The 25452-nt window shown below is 71.6% G+C and carries 24 protein-coding genes; 8 read left to right on the top strand and 16 right to left on the bottom strand.

The window, feature by feature from the left end; genetic code table 11:
• Window positions 1–39: 39 nt before the first annotated feature.
• Both dnaJ and BMY61_RS07945 read left to right on the top strand, forming a co-directional pair.
• On the top strand, window positions 40–1218 hold the full coding sequence (gene dnaJ / locus BMY61_RS07950; protein WP_042454675.1) for a molecular chaperone DnaJ: 1179 nt from the start codon (window positions 40–42) through the stop codon (window positions 1216–1218).
• A 1-nt stretch (window position 1219) separates the two neighbouring features.
• Window positions 1220–1687: a heat shock protein transcriptional repressor HspR gene (locus tag BMY61_RS07945; protein WP_042454673.1), complete on the top strand. Its 468-nt coding sequence runs from the start codon at window positions 1220–1222 to the stop codon at window positions 1685–1687.
• A 116-nt stretch (window positions 1688–1803) separates the two neighbouring features.
• On the opposite strand, the gene BMY61_RS07940 is transcribed toward BMY61_RS07945, so the two are convergent.
• The gene (locus BMY61_RS07940; protein WP_143094221.1) at window positions 1804–2031 is read right to left on the bottom strand and encodes a hypothetical protein; all 228 of its coding nucleotides are present in this window, start codon (window positions 2029–2031) and stop codon (window positions 1804–1806) included.
• A gap of 241 nt (window positions 2032–2272) precedes the next feature.
• Between BMY61_RS07940 and BMY61_RS07935 the strand changes: the two genes are divergently transcribed.
• Complete coding sequence (locus tag BMY61_RS07935) at window positions 2273–2461, top strand: hypothetical protein (protein WP_042454669.1); 189 nt, start codon at window positions 2273–2275, stop codon at window positions 2459–2461.
• A gap of 35 nt (window positions 2462–2496) precedes the next feature.
• Here BMY61_RS07935 and BMY61_RS07930 read toward each other — a convergent pair whose 3' ends face one another.
• The 3 genes from BMY61_RS07930 to BMY61_RS07920 form a co-directional block, all read right to left on the bottom strand.
• Window positions 2497–3516, bottom strand: coding sequence for a hypothetical protein (locus BMY61_RS07930; protein WP_042454667.1), 1020 nt, complete (start codon window positions 3514–3516; stop codon window positions 2497–2499).
• The gene (locus tag BMY61_RS07925) at window positions 3513–4049 is read right to left on the bottom strand and encodes a hypothetical protein (RefSeq protein ID WP_143094220.1); all 537 of its coding nucleotides are present in this window, start codon (window positions 4047–4049) and stop codon (window positions 3513–3515) included. Before BMY61_RS07925 ends, BMY61_RS07930 begins: the two co-directional genes overlap by 4 nt.
• A gap of 113 nt (window positions 4050–4162) precedes the next feature.
• The gene (locus tag BMY61_RS07920) at window positions 4163–4696 is read right to left on the bottom strand and encodes a nucleoside 2-deoxyribosyltransferase (protein WP_042454663.1); all 534 of its coding nucleotides are present in this window, start codon (window positions 4694–4696) and stop codon (window positions 4163–4165) included.
• A 733-nt stretch (window positions 4697–5429) separates the two neighbouring features.
• Between BMY61_RS07920 and BMY61_RS07915 the strand changes: the two genes are divergently transcribed.
• A complete protein-coding gene (locus BMY61_RS07915; RefSeq protein WP_161791312.1) occupies window positions 5430–6422 on the top strand; it encodes a helix-turn-helix transcriptional regulator in 993 nt (330 codons plus the stop codon).
• Window positions 6423–6467: 45 nt separating this feature from the next.
• Here BMY61_RS07915 and BMY61_RS07910 read toward each other — a convergent pair whose 3' ends face one another.
• Window positions 6468–7565: a TDT family transporter gene (locus tag BMY61_RS07910; protein WP_042454660.1), complete on the bottom strand. Its 1098-nt coding sequence runs from the start codon at window positions 7563–7565 to the stop codon at window positions 6468–6470.
• 70 nt (window positions 7566–7635) lie between these two features.
• On the opposite strand from BMY61_RS07910, the gene BMY61_RS07905 reads away from it, so the two are divergent.
• The gene (locus BMY61_RS07905) at window positions 7636–8580 is read left to right on the top strand and encodes a LysR family transcriptional regulator (protein ID WP_042454658.1); all 945 of its coding nucleotides are present in this window, start codon (window positions 7636–7638) and stop codon (window positions 8578–8580) included.
• Here the strand turns inward: BMY61_RS07905 and BMY61_RS07900 are convergent.
• Both BMY61_RS07900 and BMY61_RS07895 read right to left on the bottom strand, forming a co-directional pair.
• Window positions 8568–9815: an MFS transporter gene (locus BMY61_RS07900; RefSeq protein WP_161791311.1), complete on the bottom strand. Its 1248-nt coding sequence runs from the start codon at window positions 9813–9815 to the stop codon at window positions 8568–8570. The genes BMY61_RS07905 and BMY61_RS07900 overlap by 13 nt on opposite strands.
• Before the next feature lie 190 nt (window positions 9816–10005).
• Window positions 10006–10800, bottom strand: a complete 795-nt coding sequence (locus BMY61_RS07895) for a carbon-nitrogen family hydrolase (protein WP_042454654.1) — start codon at window positions 10798–10800, stop codon at window positions 10006–10008.
• 118 nt (window positions 10801–10918) lie between these two features.
• On the opposite strand from BMY61_RS07895, the gene BMY61_RS07890 reads away from it, so the two are divergent.
• Entirely contained in the window at window positions 10919–11749 is an 831-nt protein-coding gene (locus BMY61_RS07890; RefSeq protein ID WP_042454652.1) for a maleylpyruvate isomerase family mycothiol-dependent enzyme, read from the top strand.
• Between the two features lie 164 nt (window positions 11750–11913).
• Here BMY61_RS07890 and BMY61_RS07885 read toward each other — a convergent pair whose 3' ends face one another.
• From BMY61_RS07885 to pdhA, 6 genes are all read right to left on the bottom strand, one after another.
• Window positions 11914–13314, bottom strand: a complete 1401-nt coding sequence (locus BMY61_RS07885; protein ID WP_042454650.1) for an MFS transporter — start codon at window positions 13312–13314, stop codon at window positions 11914–11916.
• An 81-nt stretch (window positions 13315–13395) separates the two neighbouring features.
• Complete coding sequence (locus tag BMY61_RS07880) at window positions 13396–14484, bottom strand: trypsin-like serine peptidase (RefSeq protein ID WP_052439162.1); 1089 nt, start codon at window positions 14482–14484, stop codon at window positions 13396–13398.
• Window positions 14485–14554: 70 nt separating this feature from the next.
• The gene (locus tag BMY61_RS07875) at window positions 14555–15718 is read right to left on the bottom strand and encodes a M64 family metallopeptidase (RefSeq protein ID WP_052439161.1); all 1164 of its coding nucleotides are present in this window, start codon (window positions 15716–15718) and stop codon (window positions 14555–14557) included.
• Window positions 15719–15924: 206 nt separating this feature from the next.
• A complete protein-coding gene (locus tag BMY61_RS07870; protein ID WP_042454648.1) occupies window positions 15925–17343 on the bottom strand; it encodes a dihydrolipoamide acetyltransferase family protein in 1419 nt (472 codons plus the stop codon).
• A gap of 17 nt (window positions 17344–17360) precedes the next feature.
• Window positions 17361–18344, bottom strand: coding sequence for an alpha-ketoacid dehydrogenase subunit beta (locus tag BMY61_RS07865; RefSeq protein WP_042454646.1), 984 nt, complete (start codon window positions 18342–18344; stop codon window positions 17361–17363).
• 1 nt (window position 18345) lies between these two features.
• Window positions 18346–19473, bottom strand: coding sequence for a pyruvate dehydrogenase (acetyl-transferring) E1 component subunit alpha (pdhA, locus tag BMY61_RS07860; protein ID WP_042454644.1), 1128 nt, complete (start codon window positions 19471–19473; stop codon window positions 18346–18348).
• 251 nt (window positions 19474–19724) lie between these two features.
• Here pdhA and BMY61_RS07855 point away from each other — a divergent pair, with 251 nt between their 5' ends.
• Both BMY61_RS07855 and BMY61_RS07850 read left to right on the top strand, forming a co-directional pair.
• Window positions 19725–20381, top strand: coding sequence for a response regulator (locus BMY61_RS07855; protein WP_042454642.1), 657 nt, complete (start codon window positions 19725–19727; stop codon window positions 20379–20381).
• Between the two features lie 111 nt (window positions 20382–20492).
• Window positions 20493–21488 carry a phosphotransferase enzyme family protein gene (locus BMY61_RS07850; protein ID WP_236656476.1) on the top strand — a complete coding sequence of 332 codons (996 nt, stop codon included), beginning with the start codon at window positions 20493–20495 and terminating at the stop codon, window positions 21486–21488.
• 7 nt (window positions 21489–21495) lie between these two features.
• Here the strand turns inward: BMY61_RS07850 and BMY61_RS07845 are convergent, their stop codons facing one another.
• From BMY61_RS07845 to BMY61_RS07835, 3 genes are all read right to left on the bottom strand, one after another.
• Window positions 21496–23055, bottom strand: a complete 1560-nt coding sequence (locus BMY61_RS07845; RefSeq protein ID WP_082015397.1) for a protein kinase domain-containing protein — start codon at window positions 23053–23055, stop codon at window positions 21496–21498.
• Window positions 23056–23194: 139 nt separating this feature from the next.
• The gene (locus BMY61_RS07840; protein WP_052439160.1) at window positions 23195–24745 is read right to left on the bottom strand and encodes a protein kinase domain-containing protein; all 1551 of its coding nucleotides are present in this window, start codon (window positions 24743–24745) and stop codon (window positions 23195–23197) included.
• A gap of 131 nt (window positions 24746–24876) precedes the next feature.
• Window positions 24877–25425: a bacterial proteasome activator family protein gene (locus tag BMY61_RS07835; protein WP_143094219.1), complete on the bottom strand. Its 549-nt coding sequence runs from the start codon at window positions 25423–25425 to the stop codon at window positions 24877–24879.
• Window positions 25426–25452: the final 27 nt, after the last annotated feature.

Raw genomic sequence — 25452 nt, 5'->3', positions numbered from 1 at the left:
CCGTACGATCTCGATCGGCAGTGGTGAGGAGGGAGCGCGTTGAGCGGCAAGGACTACGTGGAGAAGGACTACTACAAGATCCTGGGCGTGCCCAAGGACGCCTCCACCGCTGAGATCAAGAAGGCCTACCGCAAGCTGGCCCGGGAGAACCACCCGGACGCCAACAAGGGCGACAAGGCCGCCGAGGAGCGCTTCAAGGAGATCTCCGAGGCCAACGACGTCCTGTCCGACCCCAAGCGGCGCAAGGACTACGACGAGGCGCGCGCGCTCTTCGCGAACGGCGGCTTCCGCCCCGGCGGTGCCGGCGGCGGCTTCAACTTCGACCTCGGCGACCTCTTCGGCGGCAGCGCGGGTCAGACCTCCGGCGGCGGCTTCGGCGGCACTGGGGGTGGCGGCGGTGTGGGCGACCTCTTCGGTGGCCTGTTCGGCGGCCGCCGCGGCACCACGACGCAGCCGCGCCGGGGCGCGGACGTCGAGTCCGAGGTGACGCTGAGCTTCGTCGAGGCGGTCGAGGGCGCCACCGTCCCGATCCGGATGACCAGCCAGGCCGCGTGCAAGGCCTGCGCCGGCACCGGTGCCAAGGCCGGCACCACCCCGCGGGTCTGCCCGACCTGCGTCGGCACCGGCTACGTCAGCCGGGGCCAGGGCAACTTCGCGCTCAGTGAGCCCTGCCGTGACTGCAAGGGCCGCGGCCTGCTGGTCGACGACCCGTGCGAGGTCTGCCACGGCAGCGGCCGGGCGACGTCCGCCCGGACGATGCAGGTGCGCATCCCCGCCGGCGTCGGCGAGGACCAGCGCATCCGGCTCAAGGGCAAGGGCGCCCAGGGCGAGCGCGGCGGCCCCGCGGGCGACCTGTACGTGACGGTCCACGTCACCCCGCACCCGGTCTTCGGCCGACGCGGCGACAACCTGACCGTGACGGTGCCGGTCTCCTTCCCGGAGGCCGCGCTGGGCGGGACTATCAAGGTGCCCACGCTCGGCGGCCCGGCGGTCAGCATGAAGCTCCCGGCGGGCACGTCCAACGGTCTGACCATGCGGGCCCGCGGCAAGGGCGCGGTCCGCAAGGACGGCACCCGTGGCGACCTGCTGGTGACGGTCGAGGTGGCGGTCCCCCCGAAGACGGAGGGCGAGGCCAAGGAGGCCCTGGAGAAGTACCGCGAGGCAACGGCCGCGGAGGACCCGCGGGCGGCGCTGTTCAAGGCAGCGGAGGAGGCGTGAGATGCCAGGCGTGACGAACGGCCCCATCGGCGGCCCCGGCGTTCCCGGTGGCAACCGCAGGGTGGCCTACCAGCTGACGGAGTACACCCCGGTGTACGTCATCTCCGTGGCGGCGGAGCTGAGCGGCCTGCACCCGCAGACGCTGCGCCAGTACGACCGCCTCGGCCTCGTCTCGCCCGACCGCACGGCCGGCCGCGGCAGGCGCTACTCGGCCCGGGACATCGAGCAGCTGCGCGAGGTGCAGCGCCTCTCCCAGGAGGAGGGCATCAACCTCGCGGGCATCAAGCGCATCATCGAGCTGGAGAACCAGGTCACCGCCCTCCAGGCCCGCGTCGCGGAACTCCAGGGCGCGGCCGAGGCCGCCGCCGCTGCGGTCCACGCCTCCTACCGGCGCGACCTGGTGCCCTACCAGCAGAGCTCCGCGCTCGTGGTCTGGCGCCCCAAGCCGCGGCCGGACGGCATGCGCTGAGGGCAGCACCGGGCGCAGAAGCGCACAGCTGAGGGACCGTGTCCGGGGAGGCACGGTCCCTCAGCTTTTGCAGACCCCGGTCGTCGAGGAGGATCGACCGGGGAGCTCGAGGGGCGCTAGGCCCACACCAGACTGACCGCGCGGCTGTTCGCCGCCCGCGCCCCGAGGTCCTCCATCACGACCTCCAGCGGCAGACCCGTGATGACGGCGATCTGCTCGGGCGTCACCCCGGCGTCGCGCGCCTCCCGGAATCTCTCCGCCCGCTCCCGCGCCGACTCCACACTCCAGTGGTGCAGACGGGTCTGCGCATTCACCACGGCCGGATAGCGAGGGTCGTTTGGCATGACCTCATCTTGCCGCTGTCGGGGCCCCTTGGGGAGTGTCCCTCGCAGCAGGGACACAGCTTGAGCGACCTGTTACCCAAACTCCGGCTCATTCCGGCACGCTGACCGCCAGTTGGCTATCGCAGACCACTTGGCGGGGGGCAGTCATTACCGGTTCCGAGCGGTACCATCCAGAGCGAACAGCAGACCACAGTTGGCAAATATGTTCACAGGTGGGGTTCCCGCCAGAGAGGAGATGAGTATGTCGCGCCGTATCCGCGTCGTGATCGTCTCAGCGATCCTCGCCGCCGCCGCCGTCGCAGGCGTGGGCGCGCAGGACCTGGGATGGACGGCCGTCAAGAGCAGCACGGTGGCCGACCTGGGATGGACCGCCGCCCACGGGCAGGCCCTGGCCGACCTGGGATGGACGAGGACCCCGGTCGCCCCCTGAGGCCACGGACCGGCGCATTCCCCCGTTGTGCCGGTCTACCAATCCGCGGGGAGACCCTCCGGGTACTGTCCGCGGATTTCCCATGCCAGCCGCGGGGTCGTCTCCACGTTCCCGAACACCGAGCGGACGACTTCCAGTTGGCGCCGCACCGTGCGCAGGGACAGCCCGGTGGCGGCCGCGATGGCCTCGTGCTTCAGCTCCTCGTTGATCAGCAGCCGCACGATGAGCTTCTGCATCGCCGTCAGCTGATCGCCGGCCCGGCCGTCCTCGACGGCCTCCTCCTCCGGCTTCGGCGCCTCCAGGAACGGCTGCGCGCGCTGCCAGGCCTGCTCGAACACCAGGCAGTGAAAGGCCACCGTGGCCGGCTCGCTGACGAGCACGGCCACGTTCGCATTGCCGTCCACCGGGTGGATCACCGTGTCGTCGATGATGAAGACCCGCTCGTACAGCTCGTCCGCGGCGCGCACCTCGGCACCGACCTCGACCAAGGCCCGGACGTACTCCCTGGTGTCCGGATGACGGCGGGCCGGCGACTGGTAGAGGATTCTTCGGTGCACCCCCCGGCGCAGCAGCGCGAGGTCGGCCGGAAGACTGTGGTCGAGCGTGTCCTTGGGGCGCCGGGGGCCCGGCTGGACGGTGAAGACGCGGCTCTTCGCGGCCGCAGCCAACGCCTGCGCCTGCTGCGCGATCTCCGCCTTGCCCTCGACGTAGCGGATCTGCGAATCGCCCGTGCTCCAGTTGCGCCGGGACCGGTACGCCGCGGTGAGCGGCGCGTAGTCCTGCTGCAGGCGTGAGGCGTCCGCCCACGCCTGGCGGGCCTGTCGCTCGGCCTGGACGGCGGCGGTCTCCGGGTCGACCGGGACCCACACCTCGGCGTTGTCCACGCTGTCGCGCAGCAGCCCGGCGCGCAGCAACTCGGTGACGGCCGAACGGGGAGGGGCCGTGGGGGACGGAACCCCGTCCCCGCCCGGAGTCTTGAGGATGCTGCCGTTCGCCAGGGCTTCCTGGTAGGCCGTGACGGCTTCCTTGGTCAGGCTCTCGATCTCGTGCGTCATGCGGCGGCCTTCGCCCGGTTCAGACGTCGGCGCAGCATCTGCCGGGACAGCCCGTGGCGCGCGGCCACCTCGGTCAGCGACATGTCCGCGTCCAGCTCGGCCTGCACCGTCTCCAGGTCCAGGGGGATCCGGGTGCACTGCTCGGAGCGGGAGCGCCGCGGGACGTCGTGGGCGTCCAGGATCCGCGCGGCCGTGGCCCGCGAGTAGGGGAAGGCCCGGGAGAGCTGGATGAGCGAGGCCCCGTCCGCGTAGTCACCGATCAGTGCGTCGATCACCTCGCCCCGGTCCGCCCAGAAGCACCTGTGGTCACCCGGACGGCAGGTGCGCGCCCAGGGGCCGAGGCCCTGGCGTCGACCGGCGGCGGCACTGGGGACGGACAGGCCGTGATCGACGCCGATGGCGATGACCTCCACCAGGCTGAGCGCGTGCTCGGTGGCGAGCGCCTGCGCGGGAGTCCCCGCGGCCAGGCGCGTCAGCAACAGCTCCACCCGGGTCGAACGGGTGGACCACCTGCACGTGTGCTGCTGCGGCATGCACTTCAAGCGGGCCTCCCACGAGGTACCGGGCGTGGCCCGTCAGTCCGTGACGCTACACATCTACCAGAGCACACTAGCCACCCGGGAGAGGTGATCACGCCACTCGGGCCTCAGCCGGCGAGCGGCGCCGCCTGGTCCGCCCAGTCCAGGGCGGTGACCACGGTGTGGCGGAGCGCGCTGGGCGTCATCGGACCGTCGTCCTTGATCGGCAGCACCTTGGTCACCGACTCGAGCTGGTCGATCAGCACCCCGTGCACCTTGGCCTCGTCGACCATGAGGACCACCGGCTTGCGCAGCGCGGTCGCCCAGCCCAGCTCCATGCCCATGCCGGTGGAGGGCCGCTGACCGACGTAGGCGAAGACCACGTCGGCGCTCTGCATCGCGCGGAACGGGGACGGCACCCGCGGGCCGGTCCCCTCGCGGGAGACCCATTCCTCGTCGTGGTGCGAGCTGTACACGGTCACGCCACTGTCCAGAAGAGCCACCCGCAGCGCGGCGATCCGCTCGCGCAGCGGAAGCGACATCACTCCGTCCGCGGGTCCGGCAAGGCGCAGGGACGGGGCTGCGAGGAAAGCCCTCACGTTACGCGTCTCGCGGGCCGGATCGGCGGAGACGAGGAAGCGCTGACGCTTGACCTCCAGCATGGTGACAACTCCCAACAAGACAGCGTTCCGAGACCGCCGCCACAAAGGTGGGAGAGCGGTTCGGATGAAGGAGGAGGCACCGGCCGGTGACCCTGGGGGGATGTCCTGATCCTGTCGCGTCGCCCGATCCGGTGACAATGGGCGCCGAGCGGCATTCCAGTGCCAGGCCGGAAAGGGACACGATCACGGAATACCGAATCATGAATGTGGCCATGACAGACAAGGGCCGGATCCACTACCTTGGGTGGCGCTTGGGGGATCCTCCTCGACGCCCAAGCTGGTGCCGCCAGTCCCCCCGGCTGGCGGCACTCTGGCTTCGCCGGCGTCAGGGCATCGACTCTAGCCCTCGAAATCCCGGGATTGCCCAGGATCCTGGAGAGTTCGCAGGCAAAGATGTGTAGTTCTGCGGCGATTTGTCGGAGGCCGAAAACGGCGCATCCGATCGTGTCCACTTCATGCCACCGGGCAGCCGCCCCAACTTTCTTGCACTGCGGGCACGGTGGTCTTGCTGCGTTGGGACCGCGCCGCGTGCCGCTCCGCGTACGCTTCCCACACAGCAGGGGGAGGACACCATGTGTCCGACGAGTCGGCCCGACCGCCCCAGCGAGGTGGAGTCGCGGATATCCGCGGCCCCACCGGTGGTTCGGGCCCGACTCCGCCCGGAAACGGCACCGCCTGCTGCGGATGCCAGAAGTTTCCGGATGAAACGGATGAATAGCCCATGATGGACCCGATGCTCCCCCTCGAGCTCAACCCCTCCGTCGTGGCCGTCTACCACCACGTACTCCTCGACGGCTCGTTCCGGTTCGACAGCGCAGCCGCCGCCACGGGCCTGGACCACGAGGAGCTGACGGTGTGCCGGGACACGCTCCTGGCCTGTGAGTTGCTCCAACGGGCGGAGGACACCGACCAGCTGGTGCCGGTCAACCCCGAACTCGCGGCCGCGCGGTTGTCGAAACCGGTCGAGGCGACGATCAGGTCCTACCGCCGGGCCGTGGAGCTCACCCGGGAGAGCCTGTTGCAGCTCATGCCCGCCTACCTGGACAGAACCACCACGGCTCCGGCCGGAGGGCTCGAGATCGTGCAGGACCCGGCCGAGGTCCAGCTCCTGGTGAACCAGGCGGTCGACCGGTGCACCACCGAGTTGCTGACCGTTCAACCCGGCGGCCACCGCCCTCCGGAGCTGCTGCAGGAGGTCCTGTCGCGGGAGGTCACCGCGCTGCGAAGAGGCGCCGAGATCAGGATCCTGTACCAGCACACCGTCCGGACCCAGCTGAGCGTCCACTCGTACGTCTCCTCGATGATCGAGGCGGGCGCCCTGATCCGGACGGCCGACCAGCTGGCCGAGCGAATGATCATCGTCGACCGCGAGATCGCCTTCATCAACCGGCGCAGGCCCGGTCAGGCCCCGGGCGCCGTGGTGGTGCGCGAGCCCGTGCTCGTCTCGTTCATGCGGGCCCATTTCGAACAGTTCTGGATATCGGCCGCACCGTTCGACCCGAACGGCCCCGGCTACCAGAATGTCTCGGACGACCTGAAGCGGTCATTGCTGGAATTGCTCGCCCAGGGGCTGAAGGACGAGGTCGTGGCCCGGCGGCTGGGGATGTCGGTACGCACCTGCCGACGGCACATCGCCGCTCTCATGCAGGAGTTGGGGGCCGACAGCCGCTTCGAGGCGGGCGTGCGGGCGGCCCAGCTCGGGCTGCTCAAGACCTCGACGGCCTGAGCGCCCGGACCGAGCACTCAGGCCCGAGCGCTCAGGCCCGAGTACTCAGGCCCGCACGAATTTCGGCACCCAACGAACCGTGCGCACCGCCACCACGGTCCACGCGGTCACCAGCAGGACGTACAGGGCCACCGAGGCCACCGCGAAGACGTCCAGCCCGGTGCGGGCGTAGAGCCCGGCCGCGCCGGTGACGCAGGTGCCGACCGGGAAGGTGTAGGCCCACCAGGTCATCGCGAAGGGCATCCCCCGACGCAGCCCGCGCACGGTCGCCGCCCCGGCGACCGCCAGCCACAGCAGCGCGAAGCCGAAGACCGGCACCCCGTACAGCAGCGCGAAGCCGCCGAACGCACCGCCGGAAAGGCCGGCGGCCGACCCGTGGGCCGCGAACTGGGTGACCGCCGTGACGGACTGCCCGAGCGGCCCCAGCACCAGGAAGAGCGTCGGGATCAGCGCCTGCGGCAGCGGGCCCTCGTGGGCGAGCCGAGCGAACAGGGTCGGCAACAGCATCAGCACCGCGATCAGACTCATCCCGAACATCGCCACGCAGGCCAGGAGCAGGGTCTGCTGGGCCTGCCCGGCGGGCAGGTGCGGAATCAGCGCCGGACCGAGCGCGGCGGAGACCATCGGCGCGACGACCGGCAGCAGCCAGGTCGGCGCGGAGTCGGACCGGGCGACCTCGTAGTGCAGGGCGAGCTTGAACATCACCGTACCGGCCGCCCAGAGCCCGTAGCAGGTCCCCAGCGTCCACAGCACGGCGTCCAGCGCCACCGCCGGGCCGGGGCCGAGCAGCGGCTCGCCGGCGCCCAGGGCGCCGAAGCCCACGGCCATCAGCGCCATCGGCGGGCAGCCGAGGAAGACGGCGACGGACGGATCGGCCAGGGGACGCACCCGGGCGCGGTGCAGCCGGCCGACCAGTCGGACTCCGGCCAGCAGCAGCAGACCCGCGAAGCCCAACGCCCAGAAGAGCTCCGCCCACACGCCGAGCACCCCGGACAGCCCCGGCAGGGCGTGCGCACCGTTGGCGACGATCGCCGTACCCATCACCGCCGCGTACCAGTTCGGGCCGAAGCGCCCGGCGGCCTCGATGACGGGGTGGTCGGTGAGCCGCCGGGTGAGCGGCCTGCTGAGCGCGGTGGTTGCCATGTCTCCACCTTCGTCGCAGCTCAGCGCGGTCGGTAGGGATCACTTTCCGATGTGGACATAAGCTGCGTCTATGAGCTCGTCGCCCGCACCGCTCTCACCGCACGTCCCCGAGCTCGGGGCGCTGGAACTGCTGCTCGCCGTGGTCAGACTCGGGAGCCTCGGCCGAGCGGCGGCCGAGCTGGGCATCACCCAGCCGGCGGCTTCGGCCCGCGTCGCCGCGATGGAGCGGCAGATCGGGGTCACCCTGCTGGAGCGCTCCCCGCGCGGTTCCCGGCCGACGGAGGCGGGCGCACTGGTCGCCGAATGGGCCGCGCAGGTCGTCGGCGCCGCCCAGGCGCTGGACGCGGGGGTCGCCGCGCTGCGCGAGCGGCGGGACGCCCGGTTGCGGGTCTCCGCCAGCCTGACCGTCGCCGAGTACCTGATGCCGGGGTGGCTGCTGGCCCTGCACGCCGCCCTTCCGGGCACCGCGGTGACGCTGCGGGCGGCGAACTCCGCCGAGGTGGCCGACCAGGTCCTGGCCCAGGACGCCGACCTGGGGTTCGTCGAGGGCGTGCGGATCCCGTCGGGCCTCGACACCGCGGTGATCGGCCACGACCGGCTCGTCGTGGTCGTCGCGCCCAACCACCCCTGGGCGCGGCGCCGGGCCCCGCTGTCATCCGCCGAGGTGGCCGCCACACCGCTGATCCTGCGCGAGCAGGGCAGCGGCACCCGCGAGGTGCTGGACGCCGCGCTGGCCGGCTCCGGCGGCCTCGCCGAGCCGCTGCTCACCCTCGCCTCCACGACCGCGCTCAAGTCCGCGGCGACCAGCGGCGCGGGCCCGGCGGTCCTCAGCGAGCTCGCCGTGGTCGACGAGCTCGCCGGGGGCCGGCTCAAGGCCGTGCCCCTCGCCGACGTCGTACTGGAGCGACCGCTGCGCGCGATCTGGCCGAAGGGGGCCAAGCCGAAGGGACCGGCCCGCGATCTGCTGTCGCTGATCCGCGCCCAGCGCGCCGGCCGCACGGCTCACGCCGGCTGAGGCTCCGGGATCTCCCTCCACCCGCGCAGCGGTGAGGCGAGGAGCCACAGGCCGGTGCAGGCGAGCACGCCCGTGGCGACCCACAGGGCGCCCCGCAGGCCGAGCCAGGTACCGAGCGAGCCGCCCAGCAGGGCACCGAGCGGCATGGTGCCCCAGACCACCCAGCGAATCCCCGCGTTGACCCTCCCGAGCAGCTCCCTCGGCACGCTGCTCTGCCGGTAGGCGATCTGCGCGGTCTGGTAGACGGCGCCGCCGCCGTTGAAGATCGCCCAGCCCAGCGAGTAGTAGACCAGGCCCACACCGGACGTCGACAGCGGCATGAGCAGGGCGAAGGGGGTGCAGACGACCAACGAGAGCCACATGACCCGCGCGTTCCCGACGCGCACCGCCAGCGGGCGCGCCGCGAGGCTCCCGACGAAGCCGCCGAGCACACCGACTCCCAGCACCAGCCCCACCTCCGGCGAGGGCGTGTGCAGGCCGCGGACCAGGTAGACCACCTCGAGGCTGACGACCGCGAAGATGCCCAGGTTCGCGGTGGCCGTACAGCAACTGATGGCCCGGAGGACCGGATCGCGCCAGACGTAGCGCAGCCCCTCGGTCATCGCGGCACGGAACCCGACGGAGGGGCCCGCGGCGCGCGCCGGATCGGGCCGCGGATCAGGGGTCCGCATCAACAGCAGGGTGACCGCGCTGACCGCGTAGGTGAACGCGTCGAAGGCGAGCGCCCGCGACACGGTGAAGGCGCTGGCCAGCGCCGCCCCGAGGGCCGGGCCCGCCGCGTCGGCAGCCGTCTCGGTCGCGTTCAACTTGGCATTACCGTCGACGAGTTGCTCGCGCGCCAGGACGGCGGGCAGATAGCTCTGGTCGGCGACCCCGAAGAAGATCCGGAGACTGCCCACGACGGCCGCCACGAGGTAGAGCTGCCACAGGTGCACACGGCCGACGGCCGCCGCGACGGGAACCGAGGTGATCGCCAGCAGGCTCAACAGCTCGCACCAGATCATCAGTCGGCGCTTGCACAGCCGGTCGACCACGACACCGGCCGGCAGGGAGAACACCACTCCCGGCAGCCGCTGGGCGAGAACCAGCAGCGCCGCCTGGAAGGTGGAGACGCCGAGCTCTCTGACCGCCAGCAGCGGTATCAGCAGGGTCGACACCGCCGAACCCAGGTCGCTGGCGCTCCCTCCTCCCCAGAGCAGCAGGAAATCCCGGTGGCGCCAGAGCGATGAGCGCACCTGTGAGGGTAGAGGCGTCTTCGACGCTGTCTTGTCAGGCACTCATCACATTTACCGCATACTCCGTCACTGGCCAACAAGAATGCAGTGAGAGTGCGGATCATCATGACGGCTTTACAGGAACGTCACCAGATCTGCCACCACCCGGCTCGGTGACATCTTCCTGCCACGCTCCGCTTGCCGGTTCCGGTCACCACTTCTGACGGTCCCGCAGCACCGGGAACTCCGCCCGCGTGCGGGCGACCACCTCCGGGTCGAACGAGACCGTCAGCACCTCCTCCGCGCTGCCCGACTCGTCGCCGTTCGCCTCGCCCAGGACCGTGCCCCACGGGTCCACCACGACGCTGCGGCCGCCCTGCGGCACGCCCGCGTGCGTGCCCGCGGTGTTGCAGGCGAGCACCAGGGCCTGCTCCTCCACCGCGCGGGCCCGCGCCAGCAGGGACCAGTGCCCGACGCGGCGGGCCGGCCAGGCCGCCGGGACGACGAACAGCTCCGCGCCCTGGTCGAGCATCGCCCGGAAGAGCTCCGGGAAGCGCAGGTCGTAACAGGTGGCCAGCCCCATCCGCCCGAACGGCGTGTCCACCACGCACAGTTCCTCGCCCGCGGCCATCATCGCCGCCTCGCCGCTGTCGAAGCCGAAGCGGTGGATCTTCCGGTACCAGGCGTGCAGTTCGCCGTCCGGCGCGAACAGCAGTGAGGTGTTGCAGAGCGGGCCCTCCGGGTCGCGCTCCACGATGGAACCCGCGTGCAGCCACACACCCGCGTCCCTGGCCGCCGCGGACATCGCCTCCGCCGTCGGACCCTCCAGCGTCTCCGCGCCGTCCGCCCACGCCTCGTAGGCGAACCCGCCGAGCGTCCACAGCTCCGGCAGTACCACCAGGTCCGCGACCCCGCGCTGCGCGCGGACCAACTCGGCAATCCGGACGCGACGTTCGTCCGCAGACTCGATTTCGTTGACATCGATCTGGACAAGAGAGGCGCGCACGGTACCACCTGTTTCGTCAAGGGCCCTACGATCAACACCGGAAAGCGCTGACCTGGGGACACCAGGGAGCGTAACGTGCCGATAGCGCAGTTGGCTGCTCCGCCGAGGGGTCGTGAAAGTGACCGACAAGCAGACCGTCCAGGCGTACGCCGATGCCTGGACCCAGTCCATCGAGGCCATATCCGAGCTGGTCGCCCCACTCCCCGAGGGGGCGTGGAACCGACCGACCGAATGCCCGGGTTGGTCGGTGCGGGACGTCGTCTCGCACATCATCGCCATGGAGTCCGAACTCCTGGGCGACCCACGGCCCATCCACACGCTGCCACGCGATCTGCGACACGTCGTGGACGAGTTCAGCCGCTACTGCGAGGTCCCCGTCGACAAGCGGCGTTGCCACACCGCGGTGGAGATGGCCTCCGAGCTGGAGTACACGATCATCCGCCGTTCGCGGGCGCTGCGGAACAACACGCGCTACGAGCCGCTGGACGAGATCCGCTGGCCGATGGGCCCCTACAGCCGTGACGTCGCCTACCACCAGCTGCTGCGCACGCGTGTCTTCGACGTCTGGACCCACGAGCAGGACATCCGTCGCGCACTGGGCCGCCCCGGCGATCTGGACTCCGCGGCGGCGGCCGTCACCCGCGACTACCTGGTGGAGATGCTCCCCCGCGCCGTCGCCAAGCTGGCCGGCGCGCCCGCCGGCTCCACGGCCGTCTTCGACGTCCACGGCGAGCAGGAGTTCATGCGCAGCGTCCACGTGGACGCGGACGGCAGGGGCCGCGTCGACGGCCAGGTCCTGCTGGCGCCGTCGGTGCTGATCTCCACGGACTGGGAGACCTTCGCCCGTCTCGCCTGCGGTCGCCTCGCGGCCCACCAGGCGGAGGTCAAGATCGAGGGCGACGAGGAGCTCGCCTCCCGCATCCTGGAGAACTTCGCCGTCACACCTTGAGTTGCACCACCTCCAGGGGCACGAGGCTCTGCCTGTGCGGCTCCGCCGCGTGGGCGCGAGCAACCACCCTGTGCGGATGGCCCTGCGCGTTGAGGACCATCTGCGTGTCGGTGGCTTGTCGCGCAGTTCCTCGCGCCCCTGGAGGTGGAACCCGAGGTCGGTGCCTAACGTGCCGCGCGTGCCTTCGGGACCGTCGCGCCGATGACCTCGCGCTCGCGCGTCAGCGCTCTGCGGCGCAGGCGGAGGATCTGGAGGAGGCCCACCGCCATCGGCAGGTAGAGCGTGGCGAAGGCCGCGCGGAAGCCGCTCGCGGAGTAGTCGGTGCCGCCGCCCGGGGTGTTGAGGTCGAGGACGAGACCGATCAGGAAGAGCGCCAGAACCGCCGCGATGAAGCCGCCCATGTTGACGATGCCCGACGCTGTCCCGATCCGCTCGGGCGGGTTCACCGGGCGGGCGTAGTCCAGGCCGATCAGGGACGCGGGCCCGTTGCTGCCCATGGCCACGGCGAGGACGACCAGCAGCCACATCGGGACGTGCCCGGGCTGCGGCCACGTCAGCACCAGGGCCCAGACCGCACCGGTGCCGAGCACGACGGTGAAGACCGTCGGCGTCCGCCAGGACGGCCTGCGGGACATCAGCTGGCCGAAGAGGACCGCGAAGCCCATGCCCGCGACGATCACCAGGCTCAGCAGCCCGCCCGAGACGGCACGGGACAGGCCCTGGCCGGACATGAGGAACGGCATGCCCCACAGCAGCAGGAAGCTGGAGGCCGGGAACGCGGTGGTGAAGTGGACCCACATGCCGAGCCGGGTGCCGGGCTCGCGCCAGGCCGCACGGATCTGGTCACGCAGGGCGAATCCCGCAGCCGGCGGGGGTGCGTCGGGGACGCGGGCGCGGCGGCGCACCAGCAGGGGTTCGCGGGGGGCGCTGTCGGGGGTCTCCCGCAGGACGAGCACCACCAGCGCCAGGACGGCGAAGCCCAGCAGCGCGGTCGTGCCGAAGGTGGCCGTCCAGCCGGCGCTGTGCAGGACCTGGGCGAGCACCATCGTGGAGACGAGGTTGCCGATCGTGCCGACGAGACCGGTCAGCTGGGCGATGAAGGGGTTGCGGAAGAGCGGGAACCAGCGCGAGCCGATCCGCAGCACGCTGACGAAGGTCATCGCGTCACCGCAGCCCAGCACGCCACGCGCCAGCAGCGCGGGGGTGAACGAGCTCGCGAGGGCGAAGCCGAGCTGCCCGGCGGTGAGCAGCACGAGGCCCGCGCTGAGGATCCGGCGCGGACCGTGGCGGTCGACGAGCAGGCCGACCGGCACCTGCATGCCGGCGTAGACCAGCACCTGCAGGATGGAGAAGGTCGACAGCGCGGAGGCGTTGATACCGAACCGCGCCGCCGCGTCCACACCGGCGACGCCGAGGCTGGTGCGGTGGATCACCGCGAGGACGTAGACGGTGACCCCGATGCCCCAGGCCGTCCACGCGCCCCGCCCGCCCGGCGGCTCCCGACGCGCGGGAGCGGGGGCGACAGCAGGCTCGGAGGACGCGCTGGTGGCGGGGTCGACAGTCATCGTGGCGTCATCCTAATTGGTAGGACGAATCAACCCCGCCGGCGTCCGCTCCGTGAGCGGACGATCACGTCCGCAGCGGCGTCAGTGGTACTCGGCGTACTGGAACAGCGTGAAGATCCGGCTGTCGAAGACCGGGCTGTAGCTGATCCAGCTGTTGGGGCCGCCGTCCTCGTAGCCGCCGGTGATGCCGATCAGGTAACCCGTGTTGCCGTTGAAGCCGAGCAGCCACGGGCCGCCCGAGGTGCCGCCGTAGAAACCGGTGCAGTACAGCACCATCTGGCGGTAGCCGGGCAGCTTCTGCGTCGCGTAGCCCGGGTGGCAGCGGATGGCCTGGTCCGCGGAGTCCGCAGTGATCTTCGGGTAACCGAGCGCCGTGACGTACATGTTGTAGCTCGTGGTGTGGCTGAGCCAGTTGCCACCCGTCACGCTCTGGACGCTCTGGCCCTTGCTGTTCTTGGCCACCTGGGCGAAGGCGTAGTCGTAGTCGCTGCCCGCGCCGGAGCCGCCCGTGTAGTGCGAGTCCTTGAAGACCTTGGTGACGGCCCAGATCCCGTAGGGCTGCCTGGCGGCGGAGAGACCGTGCTGGTACTTCGGCACGTAGGCCATCCAGCTGCCCGGGTTGCAGTGCGCGGCCATGATGATCAGGTTGCCGTAGTGGCTGTCCACGACGCTGGCCGTGCAGTAGTGCGTCGTCATGTCCTTCGACGCGTAGAAGATCACGCCGGTGCTCGACGCGCCCCCGAAGTGGGTCGAGCGCGCGATGGAACTCGGGGTGCTGAGCCGGGCGCCGACCATCGCGTGGGCACCCAGGCCCGAGGCCGTCCCGGTCGTCCCGGTCGTCCCGGCCGTGCCGGCCGCAGCGGTCGTCTTCGGCGCGTCGACCGGAGCCGCGTCGGCGAGCCTGGCGGACGTCCAGAACGTGGCGGCGGCGGCCGCGTTCCACGTCGTCGTGGCGGTCGTCACCACGCGCGGCGCGGTGGCCATCGAACCGGCGCCGGGAGCGCCCGGCGTCGGCGAGGCGCTGACGGGCGCCGTGGGCGCCCCTGCCACCGTTCCGCTGATCTCAGCCAGGGCGGAGGGAGCGAAGACGGCCCCCAGGACACCGACCGCCAGCAGCCCCGCGAGTCCTGCCTTGATCCCCCGACCGCGGCGGCGCCTGCGCTCACCCACTATGGAACTCCCCACCCTCTACCTGTTCGTACTTACACACTCTCATATGACTACCTGACCACTCCGCGCGTCACCATCGCCCGTTAGCAGGACGTGACCTGGGAGTTCCCTGAGCCGTTCCGTCGAAGCGGCCGACGGACCACATCACCTCCCCCCGCATCCGGGCCTGACGGAACATCTCGTCCCGCACCCACGGCGTCTCGTCGGTGACGACGGCCCGCACCGCGAGCCTGCCGTCCGGGGCCGATCCGAGCGCGCCGGTGTCCAGCGCCAGCCCGCCGTCACGGAGCGCCGCGGCAGGGGCCGGGTGGTCGCCGACGGTCCAGCTGACGGTCAGTCGGCCGCCCTGCGCCAGCGGCAACGGGCTCACCCGCAGCGTCCGCCCGGGCGTCACCGGTCCGAGCTGGGGTGCCGGTTCGGCGCAGTCGACGGGCTGGAGCTGCCGGTAGAGCGACTCCACGATCGCCTCCCGCGAGGGGAGGTTGTAGGTGCCGCCGAGGGTCCGCATGATCGAGTCCTCGGTCGGCCGGTACAACCCGTTCGCGCTCCGGTAGGCCCCCACCACGCCGCCGGTGGGATCGGGCGCGCCGAGCCAGCGCCACCACTTCGCGTGCGCAGCGGTCATGGCGTCGGCGCCCTGGGCGGAGAGGTTGGGAAAGTCGCCGTCCCCGCCGGGTGCCGCGTCGTACTCGTCACCGAGCCCGCCCACGGTGTGGCCCATCTCGTGCTCGATGATGCGCGCCGCGTCCGCGGACCCGGCAGAGAGGGTGGTCACCCCCGTCCCTCCCGAACCGCCGTACTGGGTGGAGTCGGCGAGCGCGATGACGTACTGCGGCCCCACGGCGGGACCGACCCAGTGCGAGACGTCCCCGTCGTCGGCGCAGAGGAGCCGCGGGGTACCCGCGCAGTCGAAGTGCATGCCGAGCGGCGAGCCGTCGCCGATACCAGAGTGCGGGGAGACCAGGTCGACGCGCTTGACGTCGAAGAACCGCGCGTAGCTCCGGAACGGCTCGACGGAACTGACGGCCCGCCAGGTCGCGTCGGCCTGCGCGCGGAATCGCGGCAGCTCGTCCGGCGTGTAGCCGTCACCGATCAGAACGACGGTGACCCGGTTCGCGGCGGGTCCGTTGTCGACGAGGTCGACGGTGTCGACGACATGCGCCTCACAGGCGAAGGCGGGGGCGGAGCCGAACAGGAGTGTGAACAGCAGCAGGAGAGCGGCAGAAAGCTTCACTCAGTAGAGAACGGCCGGGTGGGGCCGATCTTGTTGAGCCATTCGGGCAAATGGGATCATTCGGACTACCTGGGGCGCGAGGAACTGCGCGACAATCCCCCACCCTTCGGGCGGGGGTGCTCCCATCCCGATGTGGTGACTCGCCGAACGAGCAGGGCCATCCGAAGTGAGTGGTTGCTCGCGCAGTTCCTCGCGCCCCTCAATGGTTACTGCCAGCTGATGAGCTTCTTCGGGTCGGCCAGGATCGCGGCGGTGTCCGCCAGGACCTTGGAGCCCAGCTCGCCGTCGACCATGCGGTGGTCGAAGGAGAGCGCCAGCGTCGTCACCAGGCGCGGGACGACCCGGCCCTTGTGCACCCACGGGAGTTCGCGGACCTGGCCGAAGGCCAGGATCGCGGCCTCGCCCGGGTTCAGGATCGGGGTGCCCGAGTCGACGCCGAAGACGCCGACGTTGGTGATGGTGACCGTGCCGCCCTGCATCGCCGCCGGCGAGGTCTTGCCCTCGCGGGCCACCTCGATCAGACCGGTCAGGGCCTGGGCCAGGTCCGGCAGGGCCATGCTGCCCGCGTCCTTGATGTTCGGGACGATCAGGCCGCGCGGCGTGGCCGCGGCGATGCCCAGGTTGATCGCGCGCTTGATCACGATCTCCTGGGCGGCCTCGTCCCAGCTCGCGTTGATCTCCGGGTGGCGCTTGATCGCGATCAGCAGGGCCTTGGCGACCAGCAGCAGCGGGCTGACGCGGACGCCCGCACCCAGCTCGCCGGTCTCCTTGAGCTTGGCGACCAGCTTCATCGTGCGGGTGACGTCCACCTGGACCCACTCCGTCACGTGCGGGGCCGTGAACGCGGAGCTGACCATCGCCGCCGCGGTCGCCTTGCGGACACCCTTGATCGGCACGCGGGTGTCACCCTCGGCGGAGACCACCGGGGCGGCGGCGACCGGGGCGGCCGCGACCGGAGCGACGGGCGCGGCCGGTGCCGACGCCGCAGCGACGTGCGCGTGCACGTCCTCACGGGTGACGTTGCCGTGCGGGCCCGTCGGGGTGACGGCTGCCAGGTCGACGCCGAGGTCCTTGGCCAGCTTCCGGACGGGAGGCTTGGCCAGCGGACGCTCGTCCGACACCGGAGCGGCGGCGACCGGGGCGACCGGGGCGGACGCGACGGGGGCGACCGGCGCCGGGGCGTGGTAGACCGCCTCGCCGCCCGTCTGCACCACCGTCGGCGCCGCCGTCGCGGCGGGCTTGCGGGCGCGGCGGCGGGACGAACCCGAACGCGGACCGTAGCCGACCAGCACCTCGCGGCGCTCCGGCTCCGGCTCCTCGTCGGCCGCGACGGCGGCCGGAGCCGTCGGCGCCTCGGCCGGGGCGCCGCCCTCGACGGCGACGGAGATGATCGCCGTGCCGACGTCGACCGTCGTGCCCTCGGCGAAGAACAGCTCCTGGACCACCCCGTCGAAGGGGATCGGCAGCTCGACGGCGGCCTTGGCCGTCTCGACCTCGCAGACGATCTGACCGTCGGTGACGGTGTCACCCGGCTGGACGTACCACTTGAGGATCTCGGCCTCGGTGAGGCCCTCGCCGACGTCCGGCATCTTGAACTGGCGGACGTTCGAAACAGTGGTGCTCATGTGCTCTCCAACCCCCGTCAGAAGGCGAGGGCGCGGTCGACGGCGTCGAGCACCCGGTCGAGGTCCGGCAGGTACGTCTCCTCCACCCGGCTCGGCGGGTACGGGGCGAAGTAGCCGCCGACCCGGAGCACGGGGGCCTCCAGGGAGTAGAAGCAACGCTCGGTGATCCGGGCGGCGAGCTCGGCGCCCATGCCCATGAAGACCGGCGCCTCGTGCACGACCACGGCGCGGCCGGTGCGCTTGACGGACGCCTCCAGGGCGTCGAAGTCGACCGGGGAGAGCGAGCGCAGGTCGACGACCTCGATCTGGTGGCCGTCCTCGGCGGCGGCCTCGGCCGCCTCCAGGCAGACCTTGACCATCGGGCCGTAGGCGACCAGGGTCAGGTCCTTGCCGGGACGGGCGACGCGCGCGGCGTGCAGCGGGAGCGCGGCCTCGCCCAGCGGGTCGACGACGCCCTTGTCCCAGTAGCGGCGCTTCGGCTCAAGGAAGATCACCGGGTCGTCCGAGGCGATCGCCTGGCGCAGCATCCAGTGCGCGTCCGCCGGGTTCGACGGGGAGACGACCTTGAGGCCGGCCGTGTGGGCGAAGTACGCCTCGTGCGACTCGCTGTGGTGCTCGACGGCGCCGATGCCGCCGCCGAACGGGATGCGCACGGTGATCGGCAGCTTGACGTGGCCGAGCGACCGGGCGTGCATCTTGGCCAGCTGGGTGACGATCTGGTCGAAGGCCGGGTAGACGAAGCCGTCGAACTGGATCTCCACGACCGGGCGGTAGCCGCGCAGGGCCAGGCCGATCGCGGTGCCCATGATGCCGGACTCGGCGAGCGGGGTGTCGATGACCCGGGCGTCGCCGAAGTCCTTGTGCAGGCCGTCGGTGACGCGGAAGACGCCACCCAGGCGGCCGACGTCCTCGCCCATGACGAGGGTCTTCGGGTCGGCCTCCAGCGAGCGCCGCAGCGCCTCGTTGAGGGCCTTCACCATGCTGTAGTTCTCGGCAGCCATCTCAGCGGCCCTCCCCAACCTCTTCGGAGCCGTCGAACGACGCCGCGTATGCCACGTACTCCGCGCGCTCCTCGTCCACGAGCGCGTGCCCCTCGGCGTAGACGTTCTCGAAGATCGAGGTCGGGTCCGGGTCGGGCATGTTGCGGACGCCCTCACGGACGCGGCGGGCGAGCTGCTCGCTCTCGGCGTCCACGGCGTCGAAGAACTCCTGGTCCGCCCAGTCCTCGCGGACCAGGTAGGCCTTGACCCGCTCGATCGGGTCCTTGAGCTTCCACTCCTCCAACTCGTCCGCGATCCGGTAGCGGGTCGGGTCGTCGGAGGTGGTGTGGGCGCCCATGCGGTAGGTGAAGGCCTCGATCAGCGCCGGACCCTCGCCGTTGCGGGCGCGCTCCAGCGCCCAGCGGGTGACCGCGAGCACGGCCAGCACGTCGTTGCCGTCCACCCGGACGCCGGGGAAGCCGAAGCCGGCGGCGCGCTGGTAGAGCGGGACGCGGGTCTGCCGCTCGGTGGGCTCGGAGATGGCCCACTGGTTGTTCTGGCAGAAGAAGACCACGGGGGCGTTGTAGACCGAGGCGAAGGTGAAGGCCTCGTTGACGTCGCCCTGGCTGGACGCGCCGTCGCCGAAGTAGGCGACCACGGCGTCGTCGGTGCCGTCCTTGGTGATACCCATCGCGTAGCCCGTCGCGTGCAGCGTCTGCGAGCCGATGACGATGGTGTAGAGGTTGAAGTTCTTCTCGTACGGGTCCCAGCCGCCGTGGTTCACGCCGCGGAACATGCCGAGCAGGTTCAGCGGGTCGACGCCCTTGCACCAGGCGACGCCGTGCTCGCGGTAGGTCGGGAAGGCCCAGTCGCCCGGGCGCTGCGCACGGCCGGAACCGACCTGCGCCGCCTCCTGTCCCAGCAAAGAGGCCCAGAGGCCCAGCTCGCCCTGGCGCTGCAGAGCAGTCGCCTCGCCGTCGAAGCGGCGTACCAGGACCAGGTCTCGATAGATGGAGCGCAGCTCTTCCGGAGTTGTCTCCAGGGAAAAGCGCGGGTGCTCCACTCGCTCCCCTTCAGGGGTGAGCAGCTGCACCAGCTCCGGGACGGCAGCGGTCGCCGTCCCCGCCGGGCTCTCGACGGTCACGTTCACTCCTCGGTATCTCCGGCCATCCGGGGTTGCCGGCAACCGGTCCGGTCGCCTGCTCCGTGCGTCCTCGCTTCGGGTGGGCGACGACCGCGGATCGGCGGATAGGTGTGCCCTGATCCTCTTCGAGAACGTTACTCAGGGGAAGACCCAATTTCTTCTGTCCTAGGACGTCCAACTACCATGCTCACCCCTAAACCGGGACAAAACCTACCGCGCACCCGGCGTCCAGGTGTCCCGTATGCAAGGCTGTGACCATGAGCGAATCGGGACAAATCCGGGTTTTCCTCCTCGATGACCACGAAGTGGTACGCCGTGGCGTCCACGAGCTGCTCTCGCTGGAGTCCGACATCGAGGTCGTCGGCGAGGCCGGCACCGCCGCCGAGGCACTGGTCCGCATCCCGGCCACCCGTCCGGACGTGGCCGTCCTGGACGTCCGGCTGCCCGACGGCAGCGGCGTCGAGGTCTGCCGCGAGATCCGCTCCCAGCTGCCCGAGGTCAAGTGCCTCATGCTGACCTCCTTCCCGGACGACGAGGCGCTCTTCGACGCGATCATGGCCGGAGCGAGCGGGTACGTGCTCAAGGCCATCCGCGGCACCGACCTGCTCTCCGCCGTCCGTGACGTGGCGGGCGGCAAGTCGCTGCTCGACCCGGTGGCCACCGCCCGGGTCCTGGAGCGGCTGCGCGACGGCGGCCAGAAGGAGGACGAGCGGCTCTCCGGACTGACCAAGCAGGAGCGCAAGATCCTCGACCTGATCGGCGAGGGGATGACCAACCGGCAGATCGGCGCCGAGCTGCACCTGGCCGAGAAGACGGTGAAGAACTACGTCTCCAGCCTGCTGGCAAAACTGGGCATGGAACGGCGCACCCAGGCCGCCGCGTATGTCGCGAAGATGCACGCGACGGAGGGTTAACGGTCACAGAAGATCAGCACGGGCTGTCGCTCGCGCCCCGGCAGTAGCATCTGCCGCGTGACGCAGGGTCAAACACTCCAGCTGACAAGTGGTTTATCAGCCGTTTCGCGCTTGCACGCGGTCCTCGCCCGCTTCGGTGTCGACGAGCCGGCGGCGGTGGCACGCACCGAACACGGCCTGCTGAACCGCGTCTGGCGGGTCGACGCGGCCGACGGCAGCCGTTGGGTCCTCAAGCAGTACCTCGACGACGCGGGCCACGCCTCCAGCGGCGCGATCGCCGCCCAGCACGCCACGATCGCCGCGCTGGCCGCCTCCGGCCTGCCGACGGTGCCGCCGGTCGCGGCGGACGACGGCCGCACGCTCGTCCTGCACCGGGGCCGCCGCTACGCGGTCTTCCCCTTCGTCGACGGCGCCCCCCCTGGCCCGCTGTCGCCGCGCGCCGCCGCCGAGCTGGGCACGCTGCTCGGTCGCACCCACGCCGAGCTGCGCCGCATCCAGCCGCCCGTCCTGGACCCCGGCCCACACCCCGGATCGTGGCCGACGGCCGACCCCGAGCAGACCCGGCGGACCATCACCGCCCTCCTCGGCGAGGCCCGCGCCCGTGCCCCGCGCGACCCCTTCGACGCGCTGGCCGAACAGCGTCTGCGCGAACGCCTGGTCCTGCTGGACGCCCACGCGCACCGCCGCCCACGCGGCGCACCACCGGCCGGCTGGGTGCACGGGGACTTCCACCCGCTCAACCTGCTGTACCGCGGCGAACGGGTGGCCGCGGTGCTCGACTGGGACCGACTGGGGGTGAAGCCCGTCGCGGAGGAGGCGGTCCGGGCGGCGACCCAGTTCTTCTGCGCCCCCGCCTCCGGCGTCCTGGACCTCGCCCGCGTGCGCGCCTACTCCCGCGCCTACCGCGCGGCTTCGGGCCACTCACCCGAGCACCTGGGCGCGGCGGTCCACCGCGTCTGGTGGGAACGCCTCAACGACTTCTGGATGCTGCGCTGGCGCTACGCCCGGCGGGACGACCGCGCCAGCGAGCTGTTCCCGGCCGCGGCGGCCCAGATCGTCTGGTGGTGCGAGGAGTACCAGCAGGTGCTGGACGCCTACGTGAACTAGGAAACCTCTACGCGCTGGCCTTCGCCGTCGGCGTGCCGCCGCCGTGGCCCGCCGTCGTGCTGGTGGCGCTGGCCGAGGGAGAGGTGCTCGGGCTCTCCGACGGGCTCTCCGACGGCGTCGGAGTCGGGGTCGGCGTGGGGGTCGGCGTGGGGGTGGGCGTCGGGGTCGGCGTGGGAGTCGGGGTGGGCGTCGGGCTGTAGTAGCTCGGCGACTGCTGCTGCGTCTGCTGCTGCGTCGGCGTGGACTCCTGCGTGGGCGTGGTCGACTGCGTGATCGACGGGCTCTGCGACGGCGTGCCGCCGCCACCGCCGCCACCGCCGCCGTTCATGGCGAGGGCCACGCCGATGCCGATGGCGGCGATGACCACCAGGACCGCGATCACCGCGAAGAGCCCGCGGCGGCCGCCGCCCTCGCCCTCGTCGTCGTACTGGTCGTCGTAGGTCGGCGGCTTCGCCGTCGGCGGCGGGGTGACCGCGCCCATCACCGTGGTGGGGGCGTTCTGGCCGGCCGCGCCGGCGGCGGGCGGGAGGACGGTCGTGGGCGCCGTCGGGTAGGCGACCGGCGGGACCGCGCCGAGGACCTGGGTGGGGTCGGCCGCCGCGCCGTGCATCTGCCGCAGCGCGTGCTGGACGTGGGCCCGGAACTCGTCCGCGGACTGGAACCGGTCGTCCGGGTCCTTCGCCAGCGCGCGCAGCACCAGCGCGTCCAGCCCGGCCGGGACGCGCGGGTTGGCCTGCGACGGCGGCATCGGCGGATCCTGGACGTGCTGGTAGACCACCGACAGGGGGGTGTCCCCGGTGAACGGCGGACGCAGCGTCAGCAGCTCGTAGAGCATGCAGCCGGTGGCGTACAGGTCGGAGCGGTGGTCGACGGCCTTGCCGAGCGCCTGCTCCGGGGAGAGGTACTGGGGGGTGCCCATGACCATGCCGGTCTGCGTCATCGTGGAGGTGACGCCGGTCAGCGCCCGCGCGATGCCGAAGTCCATCACCTTGACCGCGCCGCTGCTCGTGATGATCACGTTCGCGGGCTTGATGTCACGGTGCACGATGCCGTGCTTGTGGCTGTAGGCGAGCGCCTCCAGCACCCCGGCGGTGATGATCAGCGCCTGGTCGACCGGCGGCGGCTCCTGGCTCTGCAGCAGCTCGCGGACCGTGTGGCCCTCGACGAGCTCCATCACGATGTACGGGACGGTCTCCGCCCCCTGCGCCTCCTCGCCGGTGTCGTAGACGGCGACGACGGCGTGGTGGTTCAGCGAGGCGACGGAGTGTGCCTCACGGGTGAACCGGGTCCGGGCGATGGAGTCCTCGGCCAGCTCGGGGCGGAGGACCTTGATCGCGACGGTGCGGCCGAGCCGCTGGTCCATCGCGGCGAAGACCTCCGCCATGCCGCCGCGGCCGAGCCGGCTGGTCAGCCGGTAACGACCCTCGCCGACGACGCTGAGCCCGCTGGTGGTGACGAAGGACTCCGCGTCCGTGCCGGCGGACGACCCCGCGACAGGCTCAGCCTCGGGCCGAGGCTCCTGGCCGTCCCGGCCGTCCTCGTCCCACGGGTGCTGCGTGTCTGCCATCGTTCTCCGCCATCGTTCCGCGCGCTCCGCGCCTTACGTGCCGCGCGTCCCGCGCCGCACCGCCACCGTCCGCGACGTCCGCAGGGTGGCTGCACCTCCTGTGCACGCTACCGGTTTCCGGCAACGGATGCGGAGCGTCTCACGGGCCGGTGCCTGTCCCGTCGACGACGACGTGGGCCGTCGTGCCCAGGCCGTTCGACGAGTTGTTCGCCGAATTGGCCGCCAGCGACAGCACGATGATCAGACCGATCAGCACCGCGCCGACGATCAGCAGCACCATCACCAGCCGCCCGCAGCCGCGTGCGGCCGTGGTGGGCGCGGCCCCCGACGGGATGTACGGCGTCTCGGCCGGCGGCCGCACCACGAAGGGCGGCGGCGTGGGCGCGGCCATCGGCCGGGGCGCCGCCATCGGCGGCGGGGTCGGCCGCTGCGGGTACGGCGGCGGCGTCTGCTGCGGGAACGGCGGCGGGGTGCCGGGCCGCTGCGCGTAGGGCGGCGGGGTGCCGGGCCGCTGGGCATACGGCGGCGGGGTGCCGGGCCGCTGCACGTACGGCGGCGGCGTCTGCCCCATCGACGGGTTGGGGCCCATCGACGGATTGGGGCCCATCGGAGGCCGCTGCGCGTACGGCGGCGGGGTCTGCCCCATCACCGGCGCGGGCGGCATCGGGCCCTGCGGCATCGGCGTGCCCTGCGGGTAGGGCGTGTTGAGCGGCCCCTGAGCCTGCGGGAAGACCGCGTTCTGGCCGGAGCCGCCGATGTTGCCGACGCGCGGGCCGCCCTCGCCCGTCATCTGCGGCGGGGCGGAGACACCGCTCGCGCCCTGGGCGACGCGCAGGCACTCCTGCCGCATCTCGTCGGCGGACTGGAAGCGGTGCGCCGGATCCTTCCGCAGCGCCCGCGCCACCAGCGCGTCGACCGCGAGCGGCACGGACGCGTTCATGCTGGACGGCGCCGGCGGGGTCTCCTGGACGTGCTGGTAGGCCATGCCGAGTGCCGACTCGGACTCGAACGGCAGGCGGCCGGTGAGCAGTTCGAAGAGCATGCAGCCGACGGAGTACAGGTCGGAGCGGGCGTCCACCGCCTTGCCGAGCGCCTGCTCCGGGGAGAGGTACTGCGGCGTGCCGACGACCATGCCCGTCTGGGTCATCGAGGTGACCCCGGACTGCATCGCGCGGGCGATACCGAAGTCCATCACCTTGACCACGCCGCGCTTGGTCAGCATCACGTTGGCGGGCTTGATGTCGCGGTGGACCAGGCCCTCCTCGTGCGAGGCGGCGAGCGCCGCGAGCACGTCCGCGGTGATCTGCAGCGCCTTCTCGGTGGGCATCGCGCCGTGCTGGCTGATGTCGCGGCGCAGCACGGAGCTGAGCGAGGAGCCCTCGACGTACTCCATGACGATGAACGGCACCTGCGTGCCGTCCTGCTCGTCCTCGCCACTGTCGTAGACGGCCACGATGTTGGTGTGGTTGAGCCGGGCGACGGCCTGCGCCTCGCGTCGGAACCGCTCGCGGAAGGAGGGCTCGCGGCTCATGTCGCCGAGCATCGTCTTGACGGCGACGGGGCGGTCGAGCACGGTGTCGTCGCCGAGATGGACCGTGGCCATCCCGCCCTGACCGAGCAACTCCCGCAGCACGTAACGGCCGTGGCCCACCGTCCGCCCCGTGTCGGCCGCGCCGCTGTGCTCGCTCATGCGCTCTCGCTCCCCCAACCGGGCGCCCCGCTGGTGCGCCGTCAGGGGCCAACGTTAGCGCGATGAGCAGGGCGGGAAACAGCCGGGTTCACGCCCTGCTCGGGGCTGTTACGGGGTCGCTACAGGCGTCGCTACAGGTACGGGCCCGAACGGATCCCGCCGGGACCCTCCTCGCCCTCGTCGTGGCCCGGGGCGCCGGGAGGAAGGGCCCGGCGCATCTGCTCCAGCTGGGCGCGGGCGGCCATCTGCTGGGCGAAGAGCGCCGTCTGGATGCCGTGGAAGAGCCCCTCCAGCCAGCCGACCAGCTGCGCCTGCGCGATCCGCAGCTCCGCCTCGCTCGGGACGGCGTCCTCGGTGAAGGGGAGCGAGAGCCGCTCCAGCTCCTCGACGAGCTCCGGCGCGAGCCCCTGCTCCAGCTCCTTGACGGAACTGGCGTGGATCTCCTTGAGCCGCACCCGGCTGGCCTCGTCGAGGGGCGCCATGCGCACCTCCTCCAGCAGCTGCTTGATCATGCTGCCGATGCGCATGACCTTGGCGGGCTGCTCGACCATCTCGGTGATCGGCAGCTCTCTGGCTTCGTCACCACTCCCGATCGCGTGGCCACCGCCGACGGGCATGCCGTCGGGACCGACGATCAGGACGTGGGGGCCGTCTTCGGGCCGCTGGCTGGGGCTGTTCATGAACGTCATTCTGTCTTACGGGGGTGT

The organism is Streptacidiphilus jiangxiensis, from assembly GCF_900109465.1.
Classification (GTDB): Bacteria; Actinomycetota; Actinomycetes; order Streptomycetales; family Streptomycetaceae; genus Streptacidiphilus; species Streptacidiphilus jiangxiensis.
Note: the sequence above shows the minus strand (reverse complement) of the source record. Positions and strands in the feature narration are given on the sequence as shown.

What these genes read in the sequence shown, in the direction of transcription:
- BMY61_RS07945 (WP_042454673.1), top strand. Translation starts at nt 1,220, where the DNA reads ATGCCAGGCGTGACGAACGGCCCCATCGGCGGCCCCGGCGTTCCCGGT.
- BMY61_RS07855 (WP_042454642.1), top strand. Translation starts at nt 19,725, where the DNA reads ATGAGCGAATCGGGACAAATCCGGGTTTTCCTCCTCGATGACCACGAA.
- BMY61_RS07835 (WP_143094219.1), bottom strand. Translation starts at nt 25,425, where the DNA reads ATGAACAGCCCCAGCCAGCGGCCCGAAGACGGCCCCCACGTCCTGATC.
- BMY61_RS07840 (WP_052439160.1), bottom strand. Translation starts at nt 24,745, where the DNA reads ATGAGCGAGCACAGCGGCGCGGCCGACACGGGGCGGACGGTGGGCCAC.
- BMY61_RS07870 (WP_042454648.1), bottom strand. Translation starts at nt 17,343, where the DNA reads ATGAGCACCACTGTTTCGAACGTCCGCCAGTTCAAGATGCCGGACGTC.
- BMY61_RS07910 (WP_042454660.1), bottom strand. Translation starts at nt 7,565, where the DNA reads ATGGCAACCACCGCGCTCAGCAGGCCGCTCACCCGGCGGCTCACCGAC.
- BMY61_RS07905 (WP_042454658.1), top strand. Translation starts at nt 7,636, where the DNA reads ATGAGCTCGTCGCCCGCACCGCTCTCACCGCACGTCCCCGAGCTCGGG.
- BMY61_RS07915 (WP_161791312.1), top strand. Translation starts at nt 5,430, where the DNA reads ATGCTCCCCCTCGAGCTCAACCCCTCCGTCGTGGCCGTCTACCACCAC.
- BMY61_RS07865 (WP_042454646.1), bottom strand. Translation starts at nt 18,344, where the DNA reads ATGGCTGCCGAGAACTACAGCATGGTGAAGGCCCTCAACGAGGCGCTG.
- BMY61_RS07940 (WP_143094221.1), bottom strand. Translation starts at nt 2,031, where the DNA reads ATGCCAAACGACCCTCGCTATCCGGCCGTGGTGAATGCGCAGACCCGT.
- BMY61_RS07885 (WP_042454650.1), bottom strand. Translation starts at nt 13,314, where the DNA reads ATGACTGTCGACCCCGCCACCAGCGCGTCCTCCGAGCCTGCTGTCGCC.
- BMY61_RS07935 (WP_042454669.1), top strand. Translation starts at nt 2,273, where the DNA reads ATGTCGCGCCGTATCCGCGTCGTGATCGTCTCAGCGATCCTCGCCGCC.
- BMY61_RS07845 (WP_082015397.1), bottom strand. Translation starts at nt 23,055, where the DNA reads ATGGCAGACACGCAGCACCCGTGGGACGAGGACGGCCGGGACGGCCAG.
- BMY61_RS07930 (WP_042454667.1), bottom strand. Translation starts at nt 3,516, where the DNA reads ATGACGCACGAGATCGAGAGCCTGACCAAGGAAGCCGTCACGGCCTAC.
- BMY61_RS07920 (WP_042454663.1), bottom strand. Translation starts at nt 4,696, where the DNA reads ATGCTGGAGGTCAAGCGTCAGCGCTTCCTCGTCTCCGCCGATCCGGCC.
- BMY61_RS07925 (WP_143094220.1), bottom strand. Translation starts at nt 4,049, where the DNA reads ATGCCGCAGCAGCACACGTGCAGGTGGTCCACCCGTTCGACCCGGGTG.